Origin of the sequence: Halorientalis sp. (genome assembly GCF_028275115.1) — an archaeon.
In the GTDB taxonomy this organism is placed as follows: Archaea; Halobacteriota; Halobacteria; order Halobacteriales; family Haloarculaceae; genus Halorientalis.
This window is the reverse complement of record NZ_JAQCNH010000063.1, coordinates 1-20748: the sequence shown is the minus strand read 5'-3', so window position 1 is coordinate 20748 and position 20748 is coordinate 1. Positions and strand designations below refer to the sequence as shown.

21 protein-coding genes are annotated in these 20748 nt (G+C 66.4%); 9 read left to right on the top strand and 12 right to left on the bottom strand.

The features are described from left to right. Positions 1-9: 9 nt before the first annotated feature. From Q0964_RS09300 to Q0964_RS09265, 8 genes are read right to left on the bottom strand one after another with little or no spacing between them, the layout of a single operon-like run. Positions 10-3132: a DUF7286 family protein gene (locus Q0964_RS09300; protein WP_299266370.1), complete on the bottom strand. Its 3123-nt coding sequence runs from the start codon at positions 3130-3132 to the stop codon at positions 10-12. Then, positions 3129-4028, bottom strand: coding sequence for a DUF7284 family protein (locus Q0964_RS09295; RefSeq protein WP_299266366.1), 900 nt, complete (start codon positions 4026-4028; stop codon positions 3129-3131). The genes Q0964_RS09300 and Q0964_RS09295 overlap by 4 nt, the downstream gene beginning before the upstream one ends. Then, positions 4028-4417, bottom strand: a complete 390-nt coding sequence (locus Q0964_RS09290; protein ID WP_299266364.1) for a DUF7285 family protein — start codon at positions 4415-4417, stop codon at positions 4028-4030. The genes Q0964_RS09295 and Q0964_RS09290 overlap by 1 nt, the downstream gene beginning before the upstream one ends. Beyond that, on the bottom strand, positions 4395-4865 hold the full coding sequence (locus tag Q0964_RS09285; RefSeq protein WP_299266361.1) for a DUF7283 family protein: 471 nt from the start codon (positions 4863-4865) through the stop codon (positions 4395-4397). The genes Q0964_RS09290 and Q0964_RS09285 overlap by 23 nt, the downstream gene beginning before the upstream one ends. Before the next feature lie 34 nt (positions 4866-4899). After that, on the bottom strand, positions 4900-6645 hold the full coding sequence (locus Q0964_RS09280; RefSeq protein ID WP_299266360.1) for a type II secretion system protein: 1746 nt from the start codon (positions 6643-6645) through the stop codon (positions 4900-4902). Beyond that, complete coding sequence (locus Q0964_RS09275; RefSeq protein WP_299266357.1) at positions 6642-8549, bottom strand: ATPase, T2SS/T4P/T4SS family; 1908 nt, start codon at positions 8547-8549, stop codon at positions 6642-6644. Before Q0964_RS09275 ends, Q0964_RS09280 begins: the two co-directional genes overlap by 4 nt. Positions 8550-8575: 26 nt before the next feature. Next, on the bottom strand, positions 8576-9070 hold the full coding sequence (locus Q0964_RS09270; protein ID WP_299266355.1) for a DUF7311 family protein: 495 nt from the start codon (positions 9068-9070) through the stop codon (positions 8576-8578). After that, positions 9070-9687, bottom strand: a complete 618-nt coding sequence (locus tag Q0964_RS09265; RefSeq protein ID WP_299266352.1) for a DUF7310 family coiled-coil domain-containing protein — start codon at positions 9685-9687, stop codon at positions 9070-9072. The genes Q0964_RS09270 and Q0964_RS09265 overlap by 1 nt, the downstream gene beginning before the upstream one ends. Positions 9688-10106: 419 nt before the next feature. On the opposite strand from Q0964_RS09265, the gene Q0964_RS09260 reads away from it, so the two are divergent. The 5 genes from Q0964_RS09260 (at position 10107) to Q0964_RS09240 (ending at position 14547) form a co-directional block, all read left to right on the top strand. Then, positions 10107-10430 carry a hypothetical protein gene (locus Q0964_RS09260; RefSeq protein ID WP_299266350.1) on the top strand — a complete coding sequence of 108 codons (324 nt, stop codon included), beginning with the start codon at positions 10107-10109 and terminating at the stop codon, positions 10428-10430. Between the two features lie 66 nt (positions 10431-10496). Continuing rightward, positions 10497-11576 (top strand): tubulin/FtsZ family protein, encoded by a 1080-nt coding sequence (locus Q0964_RS09255; RefSeq protein WP_299266347.1) that lies wholly within the window; start codon positions 10497-10499, stop codon positions 11574-11576. Between the two features lie 86 nt (positions 11577-11662). After that, on the top strand, positions 11663-11950 hold the full coding sequence (locus Q0964_RS09250; RefSeq protein WP_299266343.1) for a DUF5789 family protein: 288 nt from the start codon (positions 11663-11665) through the stop codon (positions 11948-11950). A gap of 321 nt (positions 11951-12271) precedes the next feature. Next, positions 12272-13975, top strand: a complete 1704-nt coding sequence (locus Q0964_RS09245) for a sensor histidine kinase (RefSeq protein WP_299266338.1) — start codon at positions 12272-12274, stop codon at positions 13973-13975. A gap of 134 nt (positions 13976-14109) precedes the next feature. Further along, complete coding sequence (locus Q0964_RS09240; RefSeq protein WP_299266336.1) at positions 14110-14547, top strand: DUF302 domain-containing protein; 438 nt, start codon at positions 14110-14112, stop codon at positions 14545-14547. Here the strand turns inward: Q0964_RS09240 and Q0964_RS09235 are convergent. Beyond that, entirely contained in the window at positions 14544-14822 is a 279-nt protein-coding gene (locus Q0964_RS09235) for a hypothetical protein (protein WP_299266333.1), read from the bottom strand. The two genes, Q0964_RS09240 and Q0964_RS09235, sit on opposite strands and share 4 nt — an antisense overlap. Before the next feature lie 54 nt (positions 14823-14876). Further along, complete coding sequence (gene nreA, locus Q0964_RS09230) at positions 14877-16133, bottom strand: DNA repair protein NreA (protein ID WP_299266330.1); 1257 nt, start codon at positions 16131-16133, stop codon at positions 14877-14879. A gap of 98 nt (positions 16134-16231) precedes the next feature. Between nreA and Q0964_RS09225 the strand changes: the two genes are divergently transcribed. Next, entirely contained in the window at positions 16232-16696 is a 465-nt protein-coding gene (locus Q0964_RS09225; protein WP_299266328.1) for a hypothetical protein, read from the top strand. On the opposite strand, the gene Q0964_RS09220 is transcribed toward Q0964_RS09225, so the two are convergent. Next, positions 16657-17616, bottom strand: a complete 960-nt coding sequence (locus Q0964_RS09220; protein ID WP_299266326.1) for a transcription initiation factor IIB — start codon at positions 17614-17616, stop codon at positions 16657-16659. The two genes, Q0964_RS09225 and Q0964_RS09220, sit on opposite strands and share 40 nt — an antisense overlap. A gap of 191 nt (positions 17617-17807) precedes the next feature. Here Q0964_RS09220 and rnhA point away from each other — a divergent pair, with 191 nt between their 5' ends. Next, complete coding sequence (gene rnhA / locus Q0964_RS09215; RefSeq protein ID WP_299266323.1) at positions 17808-18401, top strand: ribonuclease HI; 594 nt, start codon at positions 17808-17810, stop codon at positions 18399-18401. Further along, the gene (locus tag Q0964_RS09210; protein WP_299266321.1) at positions 18394-19020 is read left to right on the top strand and encodes a DUF7108 family protein; all 627 of its coding nucleotides are present in this window, start codon (positions 18394-18396) and stop codon (positions 19018-19020) included. Before rnhA ends, Q0964_RS09210 begins: the two co-directional genes overlap by 8 nt. Here Q0964_RS09210 and Q0964_RS09205 read toward each other — a convergent pair. Beyond that, complete coding sequence (locus Q0964_RS09205) at positions 19017-19376, bottom strand: PadR family transcriptional regulator (protein WP_299266319.1); 360 nt, start codon at positions 19374-19376, stop codon at positions 19017-19019. The genes Q0964_RS09210 and Q0964_RS09205 overlap by 4 nt on opposite strands. 320 nt (positions 19377-19696) lie before the next feature. Between Q0964_RS09205 and Q0964_RS09200 the strand changes: the two genes are divergently transcribed. Next, positions 19697-20227: an inorganic diphosphatase gene (locus Q0964_RS09200; RefSeq protein WP_299266316.1), complete on the top strand. Its 531-nt coding sequence runs from the start codon at positions 19697-19699 to the stop codon at positions 20225-20227. Positions 20228-20748: the final 521 nt, after the last annotated feature.

Sequence of the window (20748 nt, the reverse complement as noted above, 5' to 3'; positions counted from 1 at the left end):
CTGACACCGTCACCGACGGTCTGGCCAGGTGTCTGGAACCGCCGGGCCGCCGTCCTGGCTCGGCTCGACGGGCTGCCAGTCTGTCCACCCTGTGGACCGTTCGTCCACGTTCCCGCCCTTGTCGCCGACACCCTGTGGACCCGGCGGGACCGCGACGACCACGCCAGTCCGTGTCTCGAATGAGATACGGTCTGCGTGCCCGAGCCGTTCGGCCGCGCCGTCGCCATCGTAATCGACGGTCGCGGCGCCACCGTCCCGGACGTAGGTGAGCGAGCCACCTGGTCCACTGGCCGCACCAGTTCCTGCTCGGACTGCAAAGCGGTCGTACCCGCCCCGTACATCGACGACCCAGGCGTTCACCGTCACCCACCACGCCGGCCCGACCGGGACGATGGGGAGGCCCGCTGGAACCCTGTTCACCGACCGCGTCAGTCGACCGTCGAGTTTGTCGCCGAGTCGGCTCGCAGCCCCCTGAGTCGCGTTCCCGATTCCAGCGGCCAGACCCGCCTTCACCTTCTGCCGAAGCAGCTCCGATGTCGTGCTGACCTTCGCCCGCGAGACCCGTGTCTCCGTCCCGGTCGTTGCCGCGTGTAGCAGCAACCGGAGTCTGGAGCGCAGACGCTCTCGTTTCGTCTCGTTGTGGTCGACCGCCCGCTCGGCGATAGCCCTCGCCGCCGACCCGTTCGTCAACGCCAGGGCCCTCGCACCCGGCCCCTCCCACCGGCCGAGCGCGTCCCCGACGATACGGCGGCGGTCGGCCTCGCCGGCACCGATCCGCAGGCCTGCCAGCTGTGTTCTGAGCCGTTCACGGGCGTACCCGACCTTCCGTCGGACGACGCCGCCCAGTGACCCCGACTTCCGGTCGAGTGCACGGTCGAGCGTTTCGTTGCCGGTCGTCAGCTCGTTGGCGGTCCGCGTCGCGTGGAGAGTCCGGGCGGCCGTCCGGAGCCCGACGGTCGATCCCAGGTCGACGCTCCGAAGCAGAGTGTCCGCGATGTCGCCGTGTGGCGACGCGAACAGATTGACGTTCCTGGCCGCCAGCGGACTGATACGAGCGTTCTCGGGCAGTGAGTCGGCGTGTTTCGGGCCGACCTTCGCGACTGTCAGGTACGCCGGCGACCCGTCGACGCCCGTAATCTCCACACCGTCGATGCCTGCCTCGCCGGCACCGGTTTCGACTCCGGTCCGGTTTTCCATCGCGTCTCCGAGCAGTTCGGTCTCGTCGACGCCGGCGCTCCCGAGCGCGTCACCGAGGCTGCGCTTTCGCTGCTCCTGTTTTCTGGCCCGTCTCTCGAGGAGCGCCCGTGTCTGTTCGACGTACAGCCCCCGGGCAGCGAACCGCGCCTTCTCCGCGACACTCCCGTACTCACCTGAGGGGTCCGCGAACCCGGCGAGGCTCCGGTGCAGTTCGGCGGCCGGGTTCGCCCCGAACGTGCCGGCACGACCACGTTCGACGGCTACGGAGACGTTCGCGACTCGGTCGCGGAAGGTTACGAGGTCGGCCAGCAGCCACCGCCGAATCCCGTCTGGAACCCGTCCACGGACGGTCCGGATACCCGTGATATTCTCTCCCTCCCGGACGGTCGCTCTCGCGAGTCCGTCCGGGCCGCCTCGGTGGTCGATCAGTCGGAGTTTCGCCAGCCGACTGACGTTGGCCAGGTTCGGCCCGTCCAACGGGCCCTCTCCGGCCCGGTGAACGGCTTCGATTCCACGGGCTGGGGCGTACTCAGTTTCGGCGTGTCGACCGACCAGCGCGACGCTCACGTCGAAACGGACGGTATCGCTGGCTTCCGTGACGACCGTCTCGTTACCGTCCACCCAGTGGCAGTATTTCGTTCGGTCTTGGACGACTCGTCGCCCGAACGATTCGAGCGCGTGCCAGCCGTCAGGGGGCGACGGGCCCACGTCGACGGTTCCTCTCACGACGGGTTCACCCCGACCGACGCTCTCGTGGTCGAGTCGCCACCACCCCTCGGGCTGGATAGCCCAGCAACTCGGCAACGACCCGCTGGTCCGTTCGACGTCGCTTATCGTCTCGACCTCGGCGCTGTACACCGACCGGACGACCGAGCTGAGATTCGCCGGCACGGCGGTTCTGGCCAGCCCTCGGTCGGCGGTGCCGTTGACGCCGACGGTCATCCGATCCCCGGCATCGGGGGCCGTCGTGTCCGTCTCAAGCGACGGAATCTCGGTCGGTATGTTCGGATTCGTACCGGGCCGCCCACCCTCGAACAGCGTCTTGACGTAGCCCCCCGGGACGCCCGCGCCACGCAGCAGGTCGGTCGTGGCGACGCCGACCATCGCGCGGTCCATCGCTCGTCGACCTGCTGGGTCGCTCCGGCCGAACAGGCGGCGCTGCTCGCGCAAGACGGCGCCGTTGGTCATGACTTCTACGTGGCGGTTGGCGAGGACGTTCCCGATAGCGGCGCCGCCGGAACTGTACTGGGCGTAGCCGCGCGCCCAGACCACGCCGTACAGTCGTGCAGTCAGCCTGTCAGTCAGACCCGCTCGCCCGATCCCGGTACTCAGTCGCCGGTCGAACCGACTCACCTGCTCGTGGATGGCCAGCACTGGTGTCCGGACCACGACCGTTGGACTCACTGTCCGGTGAACGACTGTCCCGTTCCCGCGCGTGGCAGTCACGGTGACGTTCTCGATGCGAACCCGGAGCCGCGTCCGGTTGTCGTCGACCGCCTCGACGTGGACTCGCGCCACCGCCGACGTCAGACTGCTGGCGTTTGGCGTTCCCGGGAGCGACGCGGTTGCTGTCACGTTATTACGCGTAATCGTCAGGTCGTCAAGTCGCTCCCGTGTTCGCAGGTAGATGCGCATCCGCAGTGAATCACGGAACGGTGTCTCGTCGTCCAGCACCTGCCCGGTCGGTGTGTCCGCGCGGTCGAGGACCGGGTCCTGCGCCGCGGCATCGCTGGCCTCGACGACTGCTGTCCGGACCGCAGTCTGTGTCTCGCCGACGACACGCTCTACGGCCACGTCCGTCGTCGGGTCCGCGGCCGGCCGGTCCGGCTGGAGACCCACAAACAGTGCCACGCTCCCGACCAGCAGGACGACACCGACCAGCGCGAACGGGAGCCACCCTCGCTCGTCGCCCCGAAAGTGGGTGGTCCGGGTCACGGTGACCACGTCCTGACGGTGATCCGAACCGCTCCCACTGACGTTGCCTCGGCCGCCGCACCGGGCGACCGGAAACGAGCGCGCATGTCCGCCGCCAACCGCTCACCGAGTGCGACGGTGAGTCTGTCGTTCGCTCCCGTGGCGTTGTCGGCCACCGCCTGCGCAGTCACGTTCGCTCGCAAGTACCGTCCGAGTCGCTCGTACCGGTAGGTCACGAGTCCCTCGACCGGGTAGTCTCCGAGCAGGGCGCTCCGGGTGCGATTCGGGGGAAACAACCCCCGAACGATTCGCCGGGCCACCACCGCGCCAACTCGTTCGAAGGTGGCGGTCGTCCCGCTCTGCCTCGTCACGCGTCGCGCCGGTTCCCGGGCCGATGGGAGTCCGCTCGCGACGACGACCGTCTCGGCGTGGACGGTCGCGGCCGGCGGTGGCGTCGGACCGACCCTGAACGTGCCCTCGACGGGCGCATCCGGATACGGTTCCCACCGTGCCCGGATCTGTGCGAGGTGGGCTCGCCCCCGGGTCAGGTTCCGTGTCGCGTTCGCCACCGCCCGCTGGTAATCCGCCCGCGCGTGACTGACGCGTTGGCCTCGAACGGTGAGACCGCCGAGCGCGGCCGCCGCGAGGTGGCTCGCGAGCGTTCCGTGGGCAGTCCGCTGGAAAGTCGACCCGTCCGTAACAGGGAACTCGACGACCCGCGACGACGCGTGGCGCGCGCCAGGTGCGAGCGTGTAGTGGACGGTCGCCGAACTCGTCGTGAGTGTGTCTGCGACCCCATCGGCCGCGTCGTCGTTCGCGGCTGGCGGCGGACTCGTCGCGAGCGCGAGGGTGCTGACTGCGGCCCCGACGAGCAGGAGAAAGAGTGCGGCGTCCAGTACGGTACTAATCGCTCGCATCACCACACCCTCACTGTGAGTCGGCCCGACCGTACCCGTCCAGTTCCGAGGTCCACACTGACTCTGGTACTCGCCCGCTGTGCCGACTTCGGCGCCGGTGCGCCCCGGGACCACCGCCGCTCGCCGGCCGTGAGCGTCACGTTCAGCCGACGGCCGCCGGGCACGACGCCGTCGACACGCGAGAGCCGAGTCGGCTGTACGACGCCGACGACCTCGACGGCGTCCTCGACAGCCGACAGCGTCGGCTGTGCCACGCTCCGGGGTTCGGTCCCAGGCAGCGCATCGTCGACAGCCCCCGCGTAGACTGTCAGCCCGACGCCGAGGGCGAACACCGCGACGATGGCCGCGACCGGCTCGACCTGGCCCCTACGCGCCGACCAGTGTGACATCGACTCCCTCCCAGGTGACCCGTCGGGCGACGAGTCGACCGTCTGTCTCTCGCCAGATACGAGCTCGGCTCCGCGCGTCCGCAGCGGTCGCCCGGAACGCCGTGGCGTTCTGAAACACACTCGTGGGCGGTTGGCCGCGGAGGACCGCTGCGAGCCCCGTCCCGTTCCGGACCGGGGTGACGGGACCGTAGGCGAATGCCGCGTGTGCGGTGCCGCCGTCGTTCCGAAGGGCGATGCGCCGACTGCCGAATTTGACCGCTGTCGCGTCCAGCCTGTGCTTGCCCGTCGCATTGTGAGGACTCGTCGCCACGGCGTCGACCGTCGCTGCTGCGCGCTGGGCATCCGGTGGGACGGTGGCTGGGAGCGCGGCTGCGACCCCGAGCGCGAGCACGCTCGCTGTCGCGACGCCGAGCCACAGATACCAACTGTCGGCCGGTGCGTCGAACATGAACGGGGATGGTCCCGTTTCGCTACTTAACTGTTCAGACAAAAATGCCGACAGCATAAATGGCGGCGAGGTAGGTTGCGGTCGCGGTCAGCAGCGCCCAGCCGACGCGATAGCCGACCAGCGCACGGTCGAGACCGTGGGCCAGCCCCGTCGAGAGCGCCGTTAGGATTACTGCGAGGACAAGCGCGTACGCGCCGACTGCCAGTCCGAGGCCGGCAGTTCCCGCTGCAGGGGCCGCTCCCACCGTTTCTGTAGCCCCCGGGGCCCCAACCGTGCCCGTTACACCCGTGTCTATGCCGGCAGACAGGGCGACGGTCGCGCCCGCCACCAGCGGGCCGAACAGCACGGCGGTGTTGGCCAGCGTTCCAGTTACGGTTCCGACCTCGTGGCGTGCCTGGCGTTCGACCGCCGCGAGTTCCTCGACGCTGTCGGCCATCGCGACGATGGCGCCGCCGGCCGGCCGACCCTCGCTGGCAGCCAGTGCTAGGAGCGCTGCGGCACTCCGCGCCCGTGTACTCGGGGTCGTCGCGAGCGCGCCGTACTCGCCGAGGAAGGCCTCGCGAACCCCTATCTTGAGCCGGCGCTGGCGCCGTGCGGCCTCTCGCAGGACCTCGCCGGTCGCTCCAGCGACCTCGTCGGCCGCGCCTGCGACGGCACTCTCGACGGCATCACCCGCCTCCACGCGCCGTCCGATCTGGTAGAGCGCGTCCGTGAGTCCGCTCTCGACGGCTCGGACGTGCTCGCGGACCGTCGTAATCGGCCGGTAGTAGACTACGAGCGCCGCACCGCACGCAGTGCCGGTGGCCCCGAGCGGTCCCGTCCACGGGGCGACGAGTCCGCTGGCCGAGAGCCACCCCACCGCGCCGGCGACGAGTCCGGCGGCCGGCGCCGGCCACCACCGACTCGGCACGTCCGGGTGGTCGCGACCGACCGATGGAGGCGGGAACGTGACCGGGCGACGGACCAGTAGCCAGGCGCTGGCGGCCACGAGGACGGCTGGCAGGGCGAGGTCGTACAGTACGACGATGGCGGCGAGCGGGACGGACGCGCCCGCCGTCCGAACCGCGGGTAACATGGCGACCAGCGCGAGCGGGAGCAAAACGCCGAAAGCGTACAGCGCCGTCGCCGGTCCCTGCAGACCCGAGGCAAACTCCGCCATTCGATCGCGGGTCCCGTCGAGGACCGCCGCCATCCCGCGGTCAAGGGCGCGTTCGCGCTCGCCGTCGGGGGCCGTCCCTGCGGACTCGACCAGCAGGAGGGCGCGCCGGAGTGCGGGGAACCACTCGTCCCACTCGGCCGTAAACGAGTGAAAGCCTGACCCTGCACCTCCGGCGGCGCGGCGCACGTGCTCGCCGAGACTGTCCGCGAGCGGCCCTCTGCCCGTCTCGGCCGCGAAAGCCGCCGCCGTTTCCGTCGCCGGCGTCACTCGCATCCGGAGGATGGCCCGACTCACCAGTGCCGGCGCTTCCCCGACCGCGCGGGTTCGCCGCGCCGTCGCGAGTGTGTGTGGTGCGCTGTGAATCGCGTGGACGACGGCCAGTGCGCCTGCCGCGCCACAGCCGAGGACCAGCAGCGTCGCTCCTGTGGGTACGACGACACCGACGAGGACGATAACAGGAAGACACAGCAGTGCCGCCCCGTAGCCAGCCCGGACGACGGTTTCGGGGCACAGGTCAGACCCGAGAAATCCGAGCGACCGGTCGAGTTCGGCGTTCTCCCCGACCGGCCACGGATAGCACCGGGCGAGCAATCGGACGGCCTGCTCGACGGCGGAGGTCATGCCACTCGCTCCGCCCGTCGTCGAGCGTGGGCCCGGCAGACAGTCTCGGGACTCGTCTGACCGCCGTCGGCGAGGTCGGCCAGCCACTCCGCTCGGTCGTGGAGGCGGTCCCGCACGGCCGCGTAACTCTCACCGGACCGGGTCAGTTCGTCGACCAACCGGCTGCTCCCGCGCTCGATGCGTCCGGTCCTCACTAGCGCTCCGGTCTCCAGTTCGAACAGCGGTTCGAAGCCAACGTCGTCGCCGGTGAGGACTTCCTCGACCCGCGTGACCCGTCGAGCGCGACCGGTCGGCGAGTCATAAGACCCGAGCGTCACCAGCAGGTCGGTCGCGCCGAAAGACGACTCCGGAACTCCCAGGTCGGTGACGACCCGCTCACGAACGGCGTCCCCGCCGTCGCCGTGGATCGTTCCCAGTACCGTGCTCCCACTCGCACCGACCCGCATGGCCTCGTAGAGGACGCCAGCCTCCTCACCACGGACTTCGCCGAGAACCAGCGCTCCCTCACCGAGTCTGAGTGCGGTCCGGAGCGCCCGTGCCGGGGTCAGTCCCCCACCGTCCTCGTCGTCAGTCCGGAGCGCCTGCACGTCCCGACCGGCGGCCTGTAACTTCGTGACCGGCAACTCCGGCGTGTCTTCGATGACGACGGTTCTGGTCGCTGCCGGCAGTTCCCACAGCAGTGCCCCGAGGGTCGTCGTCTTCCCGGCACCGCGGGTCCCCGCGAGCAGCATCGCGGCGTCGCGCTCGACGGACAGCGAGAGGAGCGCGGCCGCCTCTGCGGTGAGGGTCCCGTTGGCGACCAGTGCCGGGAGTGTCCAAGCCGTTCGTTCGTGTGCGCGGAATGCGAAGGCGACGCCGTCGCTGACCGGTTCGGTGATACCGGCGACCCGGACGCGCCGGTCACTGACTGTCGCCGTCGCGTCGAGGGCCGGACTGGCCCGCGAGAATGCCCGCCCGCTTTCGCGCCGGAACCGGGAGGCAAGCGCCTCGGTGCCGCCCGCTGTGAGTCGAACGTTGGTCGTTAGCGTCTCGCCGTCGACGCGGACTCGAATCCGGTTGGCTGCTGCGGGCGCGGTCACGAACACGTCGGAGACCCGCCGGTCCGCGAAGAAGTCCGTGACGACACCGTAACCCTGCGTGTGCTTCTCGAGGACCTGCTCTAGCTCTCTCACCGTCGCCTCCATCGCCGAACCGTCGTCGACCACGCGCCGAACCGCTCTGCCGGCCGCGCGCTTGCCCCCGCTTACCGCGCCGCTCGACAGTCGGTCGTAAGCTGTGACCAGCCGCTCGGTCGCCGCTCGGTCGAATCCATACTCGAGCGGCTCGAGGTGATAGGTCCGGCGCTCGCGGTCCGGTTCGCTGTAGAACCGCGCGACTGCACCCGTCTCGAGTTCCCGCCGCGACTCGAACCGTGCCGCCGCCGCCGGCTCGAGTCGTATCCGCGACCGGCCGATAGTCGGTCCGACCCTGGGCACGAACAGGTCGTCGTGCCCGTCGGCGCGTGCGGCTACCTCGGACAGCCCTGTTTCGGCCGCCAGCCTCGCGACCGGCCCCGCCCGGCCCGTGGCGGCCCGGGCGGCGCCGAGCGGGTCGCGGCACGACCGGTCGGCGGTGGCCTCGTCGTGGAACGCGACGGCGTCTGCGAACCGACCGGCGGCCACCAACGCAGCCGCGGCGGCCCCCTCGTATGTCCGTTCGATGCCCCCGGCCCGTGTACAGATGACTTCGGCGTCCCGCTCACGGAGCGCCCCGACGACCGTGGCCCGGCAGGCCGGTTCGGTCCCGAGTTGCCCCGCACCCGGACAGTCGTCGGCCTCGATTACGAGCCGGTCGCCGTCAAACGACGGTGTACAGTCACAGACCGCCTCATCGTCGCCGCTCCGGACGCGGCTGAGTAGTTCCATGAACCACGGTCGTCCCGTTCCCGGATTTAAACCTCGGGGAGCCGCCGGACAGCGATCAGGTGCTCGCCGTCGCGCTCGATTCGTGTCAGTGCGAGTCGGTGCTCGCCCGGTGCTTCGAGCACTAGCGGCTCGTCGACGACACGGCCCTCTCGATAGTGGACGACGCGGACGCCGGGGAGTCGCCGTGTCGTGACGTCCCTCCCATCGACCCGCCACGCGATGTCGACGGCTTTCCGAACGTCCGGCTCTTTGCGCCCTGGGACACCGCCGATTGCGAGCGCGGTGACACCGGCGACGGTCCGGGACCGAGCCGGAATCTCGACCGTGACCACACGGCGCGCCCCCGTCTCCGCTCCGACGGCACTCTCGCGGTGTTTGAGGTCCGCGACAGCCGTCCGGAGTCGGTCTGTCTCTGCGGTGAGCGCCGCCTCGCTCCGCTGGTGGGCCGCCAGCTCGACCCCTGGCAGGCTGGCCGCGAGTAACGCAGATGCGAGGACGACCGCTACGACCGCCCGGAGCATCACAGTGCGTCTCGCAGCCCCGAGAGGAACCCACCGTCGTCGCGCTCCTCCGGGCCAGCGCCAGCCCCGTCCCCCCTCCCGCCCCCGCCCCAGTCTCGCGGACGGGACCGCCGTTCCGTGCCGCTGCGCTGGTGTCCGCCGCCGCCACGTCTGCTCCCGTCCCGGCCGGTGATCCGACGCGCGATGTCGCCGGGGGTTTCGGCCCGCTCGCCGTTCCGCTCACCGGATTCCGAGCGGTCGCTCGTCTGCCGGCCCTGCATCGCCCGTTCACCTGGGTCGCTGTCGGCTCGGGTCCCGCTGTCCGTTCCCGCATGTGTGTGTCGTCCGTCGAGGCCGGCTCTATGACGCTCCAGCTCTTCGACCTTGGACAACGCGGCGTCGGCCCGGCGCTCCACGTCACGGTTGACTGTCCGCACGTTCCCGACGTACCCTCGTACCGCCTGAACGCCTGCGGCCAGGTCCGTGACCTGCGACTCGAGCTCGTCGACCCGCTCTTTCAGTTCGCCGAGTTCGCGCCCGTGTTCGGCGGCCTCGCCTACCGCCGACAGGTCCGTATCACCGTCTGCTAGTGCCCGTTCGACCGCCTCGAGACGCGCCTCCACGTCGTCTCCGTCCATGATACTGACTGGTTCCGTACCGGTATTTCAACGCTCGGGTCCGACGTTTCAAAAGAAAACTGAGGCGGATTCCCCGCCCCACCGTGGGCGGGGAGGAAGCCGACACTCGCTGCATATACCGGTCTTTTAGTGAATGGCATCCCACTATTCTGGTAGTGGTCGGCGGCCCACAGTTGTCGCCGGTCACGGGCCGCAGTCAACCGGCCCCAAAGTCAGGGATGCCAACCCGTGAACGCCCGAAAGCTCTTCGGGTACGACGCGGCGAGTCCACTGACAAGCCCCGCGCCACCGTGCGCGGGGCAGTTGACTATCCGAGTTGTCGTTGATTGCAGTCCGCGTCGGTGGTAACAAACGACCCGACGCAGTGATGATTCTGGAACGCGACGACACGTGCCGCTCGCGGTGATTACAGACCAGACATGCAATCCAGCACGGAAACACGGGCCGGTACGACGCCTGCACTGTTCACGCTGTTGGCTGTCGACGTGACCGTCTGGCCCGCTCCGGCAGTCGCACAGGCCGACTCATCGGCCGCGACTTCCGACGTGATAGCCGGACGGCGCCTCGACAACGACGACGAGACCAAGGCCGTCACGAACGGCTTCGCCGCCGACGGGGCCGCGGGTTGTGGCGAGACCTTCGGCGTCGACGTCGACAGGGAGGTCAGCTACGAACTCGGACTTCCCGCCGGACCCGACGAGAACGAACTGGTTCTCGACCTCGCGCTTGACTTGGAGCGCTGACCGGCCGTTCGGTGAGCGGTTCGTGTCACCCCATCTTTGATTAGCTGGCCTCACGTCTATGCCAGTATGAAAGTCGTCCTGATTGGTGTCGGACAAGCAGGAGGGAAGATAGCGCAGGCCCTCGCGGAGTTCGATTACGACCGCGGTTTCGAGGCAGTCCAGGGTGCTTTCGCTGTCAACACGGCTCGCGCCGACCTCCAGAATATCGACATCGACACGATGCTGATTGGGCAAGACCGCGTGAAAGGACACGGCGTCGGCGGCGACAACGAGCTCGGGGCCGAGATCATGCAGGCCGAGGCCACCGAGGTCATGGACGAACTCGACGGCCGCGTCACCAGCCAGGCCGACGCCGTCATCGTCGTCGCCGGTCTCGGTGGCGGCACCGGGAGCGGCGGCGCACCCATGCTCACCCGCGAACTCAAGCGCGTGTACACGATGCCGGTGTACGGCCTGGCGGTCCTCCCCGGCCGCGACGAGGGCGCAATCTACCAGGCCAACGCCGGCCGGTCGCTCAAGACCTTTACAAGGGAGGCCGACTCGGTGCTCGTCATCGACAACGACGCCTGGAAAACCTCGAACGAGAGTATCGAGGAAGGTTTCGCGGCCATCAACGACCGCATCGCCGAGCGTATCGGCCTCTTACTGGCCGCGGGCGAAATCGTCGAGGGTGTCGGCGAGTCGGTCGTCGACTCGAGCGAGATTATCAACACGCTCAAAAACGGTGGCATCGCCTCGCTGGGATACGCCTCCGCAGTGGCCGACGAGGACGCCGGCGAGAATATCAACGCTATCACCTCCACCGCACGCAAAGCCCTCCTCACCGGCACCAGCCTCCCACAGGCCGTCCGAGCGGATAAAGCCCTCCTCGTGATCGCCGGCCACCCCGACCGCATTGCCCGCAAAGGTGTCGAACGCGCCCGCAAGTGGCTCGAAGAGGAGACGGGGAGCCTCGAAGTCCGGGGCGGAGACTTCCCGCTCTCCAGTGACCGCGTCGCTGCGCTCGTCTTGCTCGGCGGCGTCGAACGCTCACAGCGCGTCCAGGACTTTCTGGACCGCGCCCGTGAGGCTAGCCAACAGCAGGAGGAATCCACAGAGAGCGCCGAAGAAGCCTTCCAGAACGACGAACTCGACGACTTGATGTAACGCGGCCGCCGGCCGGCTTTTCGACGTCAGTGTCCTGCCCGCGGGTCTTCGAAACAACTAATCAACGCCCCCGAAAATTTGATTTTATGGCTGAGGATGAATCCGAAGATGAAGACCCTGCCGTCGAACTCGGCGACGGCGATGCAGTCGAGGGCGCGCCGCTGGCGCAGGTCTCGGCACGACTGATGTGGGGGGCCAAAAAGAGCTACATTACCCAGCGTGAGGGAGACACGACCATCCGAACGCCGGACGGTCCACGAGAACTCGCCGACGTACTGACGGCAGTCGACGAGACGTACTTCCAGCGCCGCCAGGAGTTCGAGGACGCCGTCCGTGCCGTCATCGGTACCGGTCCCGTCCCGACCGCCGAGTGACGAACCCACCCAAGTGGAGCCGTCCGGGCGCACTACGGACCCGTCCACTGCGTCTGTGATTGCCGCCGGACCGACCTGACACACCGCCCGCGAGCGACCGCGCTTCAGTCCGGCTCGACTAACGTTCAATATTCAGATATATACTGTCATTCACGGACGAAGAGTCGACGGCTCTCCGCTCCGCGTCTCGCCGCGCCCCAATTTTTAATCGCTGACTTGAGTCTCAAAGTACGGTACAGAGACAGTGAGAGTTCGAAAAACGTTATCAAAAACTGAAACAGCGGAGCAACAAATAACTGTATTCGACCCCAGAATACGATAATGTTGCCTGCCGAATGGTCATGGCAATTCTTTGGGTATTCCCTGTTGTTTAGCGCCGCGACGATCATGTGTTTCGTCGGTGCGATGCGGGCCCGGAGGATCGAGGATGACGAGACGAGCCGTGGGCTGGTCGCGTTGCTGGCTACCACCGGCGGATGGGCGTTTTTCGAGTTGGGGCTTCTCGTCGTCCCGAGTACGACCATCGCCTACGGGTTGTACGAACTCAGCCTGATCATCGGCCTAGCGACGGTCGGCGCGTGGCTGTACTTCTGCTCGGCTTACACCGGCCGGTCGTTCCACAGGAACCAGCTCTACCGACGCACCGCCGTCGCGGTGTATCTGGTCATCGTCGGAATCAAACTGACGAACCCGATACACGGGCTGTACTTCGCGACCGAGTTCACTGCGACGCCGTTCCCCCACCTGGCGGTCGAACACGAGGTTATCCACTGGGTCGTTTCGGGAGTCGCGTACTCGCTGGCCAGTGTCGGACTGTTCATGCTCTACGAGATGTTCCTCGATGCGAACTACGACACGAGACCGCTCGCCGTGCTGGCAGCCGCGACCGCTATTCCCGTCGTACTCGATATCACGGGGTTCGCGACGGACGTGTTGCTAGATGTCAACTACGAACCGCTGGGTGTCGCCGTGTTCGCAGCCGGTGTGCTCTACGTCTTCAAAGACCGGTTTTTCGCCGTCCAACTCGCGAACAACGTCGACGAGGCGATGGTCCACATCGGTCCCGAAGGTCGGATACAGCGAACCAGTGAGCGGGCAGACCGAGCGTTCCCGATGCTCGCCGACGCGGCCGGGGAACCGTTCGGTTCGGTCTTCCCGACGGCTGCCGAGAAACTCGGTGAGACGGACCAGATTCTCGAATGGAACCGGGGTGGCGAAACGAAATACTATCTGGTAAACGACATCTCCGCGACGCTCGGTCAGACGGACATCGTTCAGTCGGTCGTGTTCACGGACGTAACGGAGACGGAAACACGGCGCCAGGAACTAAAGCGCCACAATGCACAGCTCGAGGGGTTCGCGGCGGCCATCAGGCACAATCTCCTCAACACGCTCCAGGTCGTCGAGGCACGGCTGGTGCACGCAGACGAGGCACTCGGGGACGGAGACCTGGAGGAAGCCAACGAATCACTCGTCAAAGCATCGGAGGCATCGCACACGATGACCGACACTGTCGACGACCTCTCGGTCCTTGCCAGAGAAGGGCAGACCGTCGAAGAGATGCAACCGGTGTCGTTCGCGGCGGTAGCCAGAGATGCGTTCGCTGCCGTCGAGAAAGACGAACTCGATCTCGCGGTCACACAGGGCGGGGAGATTTGGGCGGACGAGAGCCGACTTCGTAACATCTTACAGAACGGGTTCGAGTTCGCGGCGTACAACGAGGCGGCGACGGTTACCGTCTCACTTCGCGACGACGGGTTCGAGATCGCCGACGATGGGGACTCACCGGACGAGACGGACGTAGAAATGTTCTTCCAGTACGGGAGGGCGGTTCCCGACGCAGACGCCGGAATGATCCTCCCGAACCTGGAGATGCTGGTCCGGACACAGGGATGGGACGTCACCGTCGACTTGGAGTACGACGACGGGTTCCGGTTCGTGGTCTCCGGAGCGAGCACAGACCCGACAGCAGCGGCCATGCACGACCAGTCAGTGGCGGAACCGGCCGACCCCACCGTCCGATAGTCGGCGACCGGGCCGAGTCGGTCCGAGCCGTCTCGAACGCCCCTGTAACGTCACTGCGTAGCGGGTCTGGGGGGCCGACTCGACGCGAGCCTCGCCCGGGTAGCTTTTTATTCGTCGGCGACTGACATCGAGTGATGACCCTTCCGATAGACCCCAGTCTCATCGAGTCCGGCGACATCGGCGAGAAACGCGCGACTCTCGAGATGGACCACGAGGAGGCTATCGAACACACGCGCGAGACGTTTGCCGACGCCGGGTTCGGCGTCGCCGTCGAGTTCTCCGTTTCGGACATGCTCGCGGAGAAAATCGGTGCTGACCGGGACCCATACTACATCCTCGGAGCCTGTAACCCGGCGGTGGCCGACCGGGCGCTCGACGAGTGCATCGAACTCGGCGGACTGATGCCCTGTAACGTGATCGTTCACGAGGTCGAACCTGGCCGGCAGGCGGTGTATCACCTCTCGATTATGCGCGTCGCCCGCCTGCTCGGACTGGCAGAGGACGACGAGGCGTGGGCCGACATCGTCGCGACGACGGGTGAACTCGTCGACGAGGCCTTCGAGAATATTTAGAATTCGTCTTCGCCCCCGGCCCCCGAGGAGTCGGGGTCCCCGCCCGCCTGCCCGGATTCAAGATTGGCGATGCGACGCTCCAGTTCCTCGATGCTCGCGTCTCCTCTCCAATAGAGATAGCCACCGGCCAGCACCAGCGGGAAGCCGAACACGACGACCGCGACCAGCAAAATGACGAGCAGTTCCGGTCCACCCGGGACACCCGGGACACCCGGGACGACCAGCGGACCGACCGGGAGGACGGCCAGCGACGGAATCGACGGGGGCACGACCACCCGTGGCGGTACTCCTGGTGGGCGCTTCACTCTGTCAGACACCCGCCGCCCGACTCAGAAGTCTGTAATCTGTGCCTGCAATCCCGACACCATCCCGGATTTCCGGCGCAACTGACCGAGTGACACCGGAAAGTGTGGCGCGAGTTCGGTCAGCGCGTCCCGGAAGCTCTCGGCCTCGCCGACCGCCCGTTCGAAGGCGTGGCGGACGCCCTCGCGGATCTGCCAGACGCCCACGGGAGCCCAGTACTCGGGGGAGGCGTGCCGGACCACGAGGACCTTGGCCTGTCGGCCCCGGTCGTGCAGGTGTTCGAGTACGCCGAGCCGGGTTGCGTAGTACGCGCCGGAGGTTTCGTCGACGTAGTCGGTCCGACCGTCGTACCCCTCGCTGTCGGCGGCCATGTACATGCCGGCGTCGGGGTCGGGGTTCCAGACGCTCCCCGGCGCTTTCAGCTCGACCAGTTCGAACTCCCACTGGCCGGGCGTCATGATGACCCAGTAGGCGTTGCCCATGTACTCGTTGACCCGGACCTCTGTCGTGTCGATGGAGTTCGCGTTGCGGATCGTCCCGCGGAGGTACTGGCCCACGGTGTCGTCGACGGCGGTGATCGACCAGCGGGTCGGGACCAGCCGACGGTTCGCGCCCTGGCCCAGCGCACCGGCCGAGAGGATCTTGTTGATCTCGTACACGTCGAATCCCCGGCGATAGAGGTATGTCATCGCGCCGTCGGCCCGCCAGTCGTCGTCCTCGAGCGTCCTTTCGACTTCCAGCGGGACCGAGGGATTCTCGGTCAGCTCGGCGTCGCGAGCGCGGGCCCGAGGACCACGCGGCGCGCCGATGTCGCCGACGTCGACGTCCAACTCGGGCCGGCCATCGAGCCCGATCTCCACGTCGACGGGTTCGTCGGCGATGGCCACCTCGCGCTGGACGCCGACGAAGCCGTCCCACACGTCCTCGACGTCGACGTTCGCCGCTCGGGTAGAGTTGAGCAGGCCCGTCCGGCGCCGGAACACGTCGTCGATGGAGTACCCTCGCTGGTACCACTCGCCGCTGGTCACGTAGTCGCTGGGGTCGATCTCGGAGCCCACGACCGGTGAGAGCAGGCCAGTCGACACGTCGGGGTAGTTCGACCGACCGACGAAGATCGAGGGCGCTGTCGAGCCGAAGAGGGCGCCACCCTGGAGTGACTCCTCAAGCTGGCGCTCTACGTCGTCCAGGTACTCGGTGATCGCGTAGGACTTCTCCTCGGCCAGTCGGCGCAGGTCGGCGGTTTCGTCGCGCTGGAAGCCCTCGATGAACTCGTCGAGCCGCATCTACCCGTCGTTGGTCGGTCGACCCTATCAATGTGTCTGCCGGCGCCGCCCGAGCGTCCGTAGGTGACGGATTCCACCCAACTCACGTCTCACGAGCGGTGAACCCGACGGCCGAAGTGAACGTCGTTCGCCCGCGCGCAGAACACCTCGCCGAAGACGGACTGACCGGCACCCAGCGCGAGAACGTAACGGTGATACGGACGACGGCGGAACCCGGAACGGAGGCCCGTCAGGCGGCACGCGCGATGGAGACCGTCTCCACCGAACTGGCCGCCATCCGCGGGACGCTCCGCGCCGCCGTCGGGGATGCGACGGCCGACGCCGAGCACACGACGGTCACGGTTGACGTGCCACCGGACCTGCTCGACCGCGTGTTCACGAGCGTCGTCGAGAACGCAGTGGAACACACCCACGGCGATTCGTCGGCCGCCATCGCCGCGACCGAGGTGGACGGACGGTTCCGGGCCCAACGAGACCACTGCGGACTCAGGACCTGTCATCCACTGCTGAAAAAACGGCGCTCTCAGTTGTGGATGCCCATCGCTTCGATCTGTTCCTGGTAGCGGTTCCGGATGGTGACCTCGGTGACCTGTGCCACGTCGGCGACCTCGCGCTGCGTTTTCTTCTCGTTGCAGAGCAACGAGGCAGCGTAGATGGCGGCGGCCGCGTAGCCGGTCGGTGACTTCCCCGAGAGCAGACCCTTCTCGGCGGTCGTCTCGATTATCTCGTTTGCCTTCGACTGGACTCCCTCACTGAGGTCGAGTTCGGAGCAAAAGCGGGGGACGTACTTCTTCGGGTCGACCGGTTCCATCTCCAGTCCGAGTTCCTGGCTGATGTACCGGTAGGTGCGGCCGATCTCTTTGCGCTTGACCCGGGACACCTCGGAAATCTCTTCGAGACTGCGGGGGATTCCCTCCTTCCGGCAGGCGGCGTACAGGCAGGACGTGGCGACACCTTCGATGGAGCGGCCACGAATGAGGTCACCGCTCAAGGCTCGCCGATAGATGACGGAGGCGACCTCCCGTACGGACCTGGGAACCCCGAGAGCCGAGGCCATCCGGTCGATCTCCGAGAGCGCGAACTGGAGATTGCGCTCGCCGGCGTCTTTCGTCCGGATTCGCTCCTGCCACTTCCGTAGCCGGTGCATCTGACTCCGTTTTTTCGAGGAGATCGAGCGCCCGTAGGCGTCCTTGTCCTTCCAGTCGATAGTGGTCGTCAGCCCCTTGTCGTGCATCGTCTGTGTCGTCGGCGCGCCCACGCGGGACTTCTTCTGCCGCTCGCTGTGGTTGAACGCGCGCCACTCTGGCCCTGGGTCGATGTTCTCCTCCTCGACGACCAGGCCACAGTCGTCACAGATCAGTTCGCCACGGTCGGCGTCCTTGACGAGATTGTTCGAGTTACACTCCGGGCATCCACGTACCCCCTCCTGGTCTCGAGATTCGGTCTCGGTCTCGCGCTCGCGCTGACGGGTGGACCGTGTCATCGCATTTTTGTGGTAGCGACACCCATTGATTTAAATTCTTGGGTAAATAATTTGTGATTCGCACGGCGGACGTCAGACGTTCTATCCAGCCAGCTACGGCTTAATTTTATTTCTTCTACTGCTGAACAAACGGCCGTCAGTGCCGGTGGCGACCACAAACGGTAAGCCCTGGCACTGGTGAGTGGTCTCCAATGCCGGTTATCGAGTGCGACGCGGCCGAGGCCCGTGAACGGTTGGCCGACGCCGGCGTCGACGTTCAGGAAGGGAATACGGACCACGAGCGCTGGCGAGCCACACATGGTGGCGCCACGGCCGTCGCCTACGACGACAAGGTCGTCGTACAGGGCGCGTCCCCCGAGGCCATCGAAGCACTGCTCCGGGAGAGCGGTGGGCGCGCACACGTCTACTTCGACGGTGCCGCCCGCGGGAACCCCGGGCCAGCGGCCGTTGGCTGGGTCGTCGTCACTAACGAGGGCATCGTCACGGAGGGTGGGGAGCGTGTCGGCCGGGCCACGAACAACCAGGCGGAGTACGAGGCGCTGACGAAATCCCTGGAGGTGGCTCGGGACCTCGGATTCGACACCCTCGAGGTGCGAGGGGACTCGGAACTGATCGTCAAACAGGTTCGCGGTGAGTACGACGCCAACGACCCCCAGTTGCGCGAGCATCGGGTGACGGTCCGGGAGTTGCTCGCCGGGTTCGACGACTGGACGCTCACCCACGTACCGCGAGAAATAAACCAACGCGCCGACGAACTAGCGAACGACGCATTCGACGATGACTGACGAGACACCCGATCCGGAGGACGCGTCGGTCGCGCAACTGAACGACGGACGTAGCGGCGACGACGGGGCCGACGAGTCCCCGGAAGTCCCTCACGACGTGATTGACGAAGTCGAACGGCTGACCCGACTCGCGCGGAACGCAGTCGACGGGCAGGAAGCGACGGCCTACCGGGAGCGACGAGCCGAACTCCTCGCCGAGTACGACTTTACAGCCCGCGTTCGTGAGGACGATACACACGACACACTGGTGCTCTACCCGAAAGAGTGGCTGGCCAACGGGGTGGTCCAGATGGAGCAAATCGACGACGTCGACCGAGGAATCGAGCATCCGCTGGGCGGCCCCGGCGATAGCAGGGACTGGGACGCCGTCGCACAGCACAACCGCGCCATCGCTGCGGCCGTCGCCGAGGCGCACGGCGAGGTCCACGGCGAGAACGTCACGGCGCTGGCGGAGTTCATGAGCAACCACTACGCGAAGCCGGTCGGCTCGGCGACCGACGACGAACTAGAGGAATTCGTGACCGAGTATTTCCCGCGCAACGCCTGGCCGAGCGACGAGCAACGTGACCGTATCGACCGGTCGGTTACACTGGCGCTTGAAGTCGCCGACTCGCTTTAGCGCTGCTCGTCGATGAGCGCTTCCAGTTCGTCGGCTCGACCTTCGTCGGTGACGAACCGTCCGAACATCCAGGAAACCTGATCGAGCAGAACGTCGTGGCCGGTCTCTGTCAGCGAGTACTGGTTGGTCCGCTTGTCGAGTTCGCTCTTCTCGACGAGCCCCATCTCGACGAGGTCGTCGAGGTTGGGATAGAGCCGCCCGTGATTGACCTCCGAATCGTAGTACGCTTCGAGTTCACGCTTGATAGCGAGCCCGTATCGGGGCTCCTCGCTCAGAATAACCAGAATGTTCCGCTGAAACGCCGTGAGTTCCCGCGCGACCTCCAGGTCAGCCTCCACAGTCTGTGACTCTGACATACTTAGTCAAATGTCACCAAGCCATTTAACGCTTGTTAACTCGAACGAATTTCTTGCCGGCTTAGCCCCGAGGCAGCTTGATTTCTCCTAGCTTGTTCGCATTGGAATGAATATTGTTGTACGCTGATAGAGGTCCTGGGCGGCCTCATGTCTGATTTGTTATTATGTGTACACGCTAGTGACGACGGTCGCGGCCCGGAGTGCGTCGTGTCTGCTCATGCGCCGTGGCAGTTCGGCTCGTCGACTGAAAGCTGGTGGTTAAACCGTACGTGGTACGGATTACGAAAGTACTTTTTGCCCTGCTGTCGCACGAGCAGGTGATGACGAATCTCTGGGAAGACCTCGAAACCGGGCCGAACCCGCCCGAAGAGTTCTACGCGGTTGTCGAGTGTCTCAAGGGCGAGCGCAACAAGTACGAGTACGACAAGGATATCCCCGGCATGGTGCTGGACCGGGTGCTCCACAGCAACGTTCACTATCCCTCGGACTACGGGTTCATTCCACAGTCGTACTACGACGACGAGGACCCCTTCGACGTGCTCGTCCTCGTTGAGGACCAGACGTTCCCCGGTTGTGTCATCGAGGCCCGTCCGGTCGCGCTGATGAAGATGGACGACGACGGCGAACAGGACGACAAGGTCATCGCCGTCCCCACCGAGGACCCGCGCTTCGACCACGTCCAGAACCTCTCGGACATCCCTCAGCAGCAACTCGACGAAATCGACGAATTCTTCGCGACCTACAAGAACCTCGAGGAAGGCAAGGAAGTCGAGACGCAGGGCTGGGAAGACAAGCAGGCCGCGATGGACGCCATCGAACACGCTATGGACCTCTACGAAGAGAACTTCTAACTCGGACCCCGGCCGTTTTGCGCCTGCCGCTCACTACCGAGCGATGCGCTATCCCTCGCTGGACCCCGCCGCGTCCGCCTCAAGAGTTCAGCGGCCGGGTGAGCGCAGGTGCGGTCCACGCAACTGACCCGAGTTCCGGCAAGGGAATCCGGGAAGAGACCGCGATACCGGAGAAGTACGGCCCGCTCGACTACACGCGGTTACAGAGACAACTCCCGCCCACGCACCGCCGACCCACCACCGACACGCAACCTGATACCTCACAGTTATGCGTCCCCCGTCACCGGATGTATTATGATTATGGGTAATTATTAGAGTGTCGGCGCCTTACGACCGGATGTGATGGCGACTGAACAGCAGTCCGTCGGTATATTTCACGTGACGGTCGTCCCCGAAAACTTCGAGTCCCGCACAGCGTCCTCGACCGACGACGCCGATCAGGACGACCGAGAGTAAAGACAGGTTTTGCCGGTGTCCCGGACGGCCGCCGATATTCCTCCGGGAAAAGAAGCTTCTTGTGC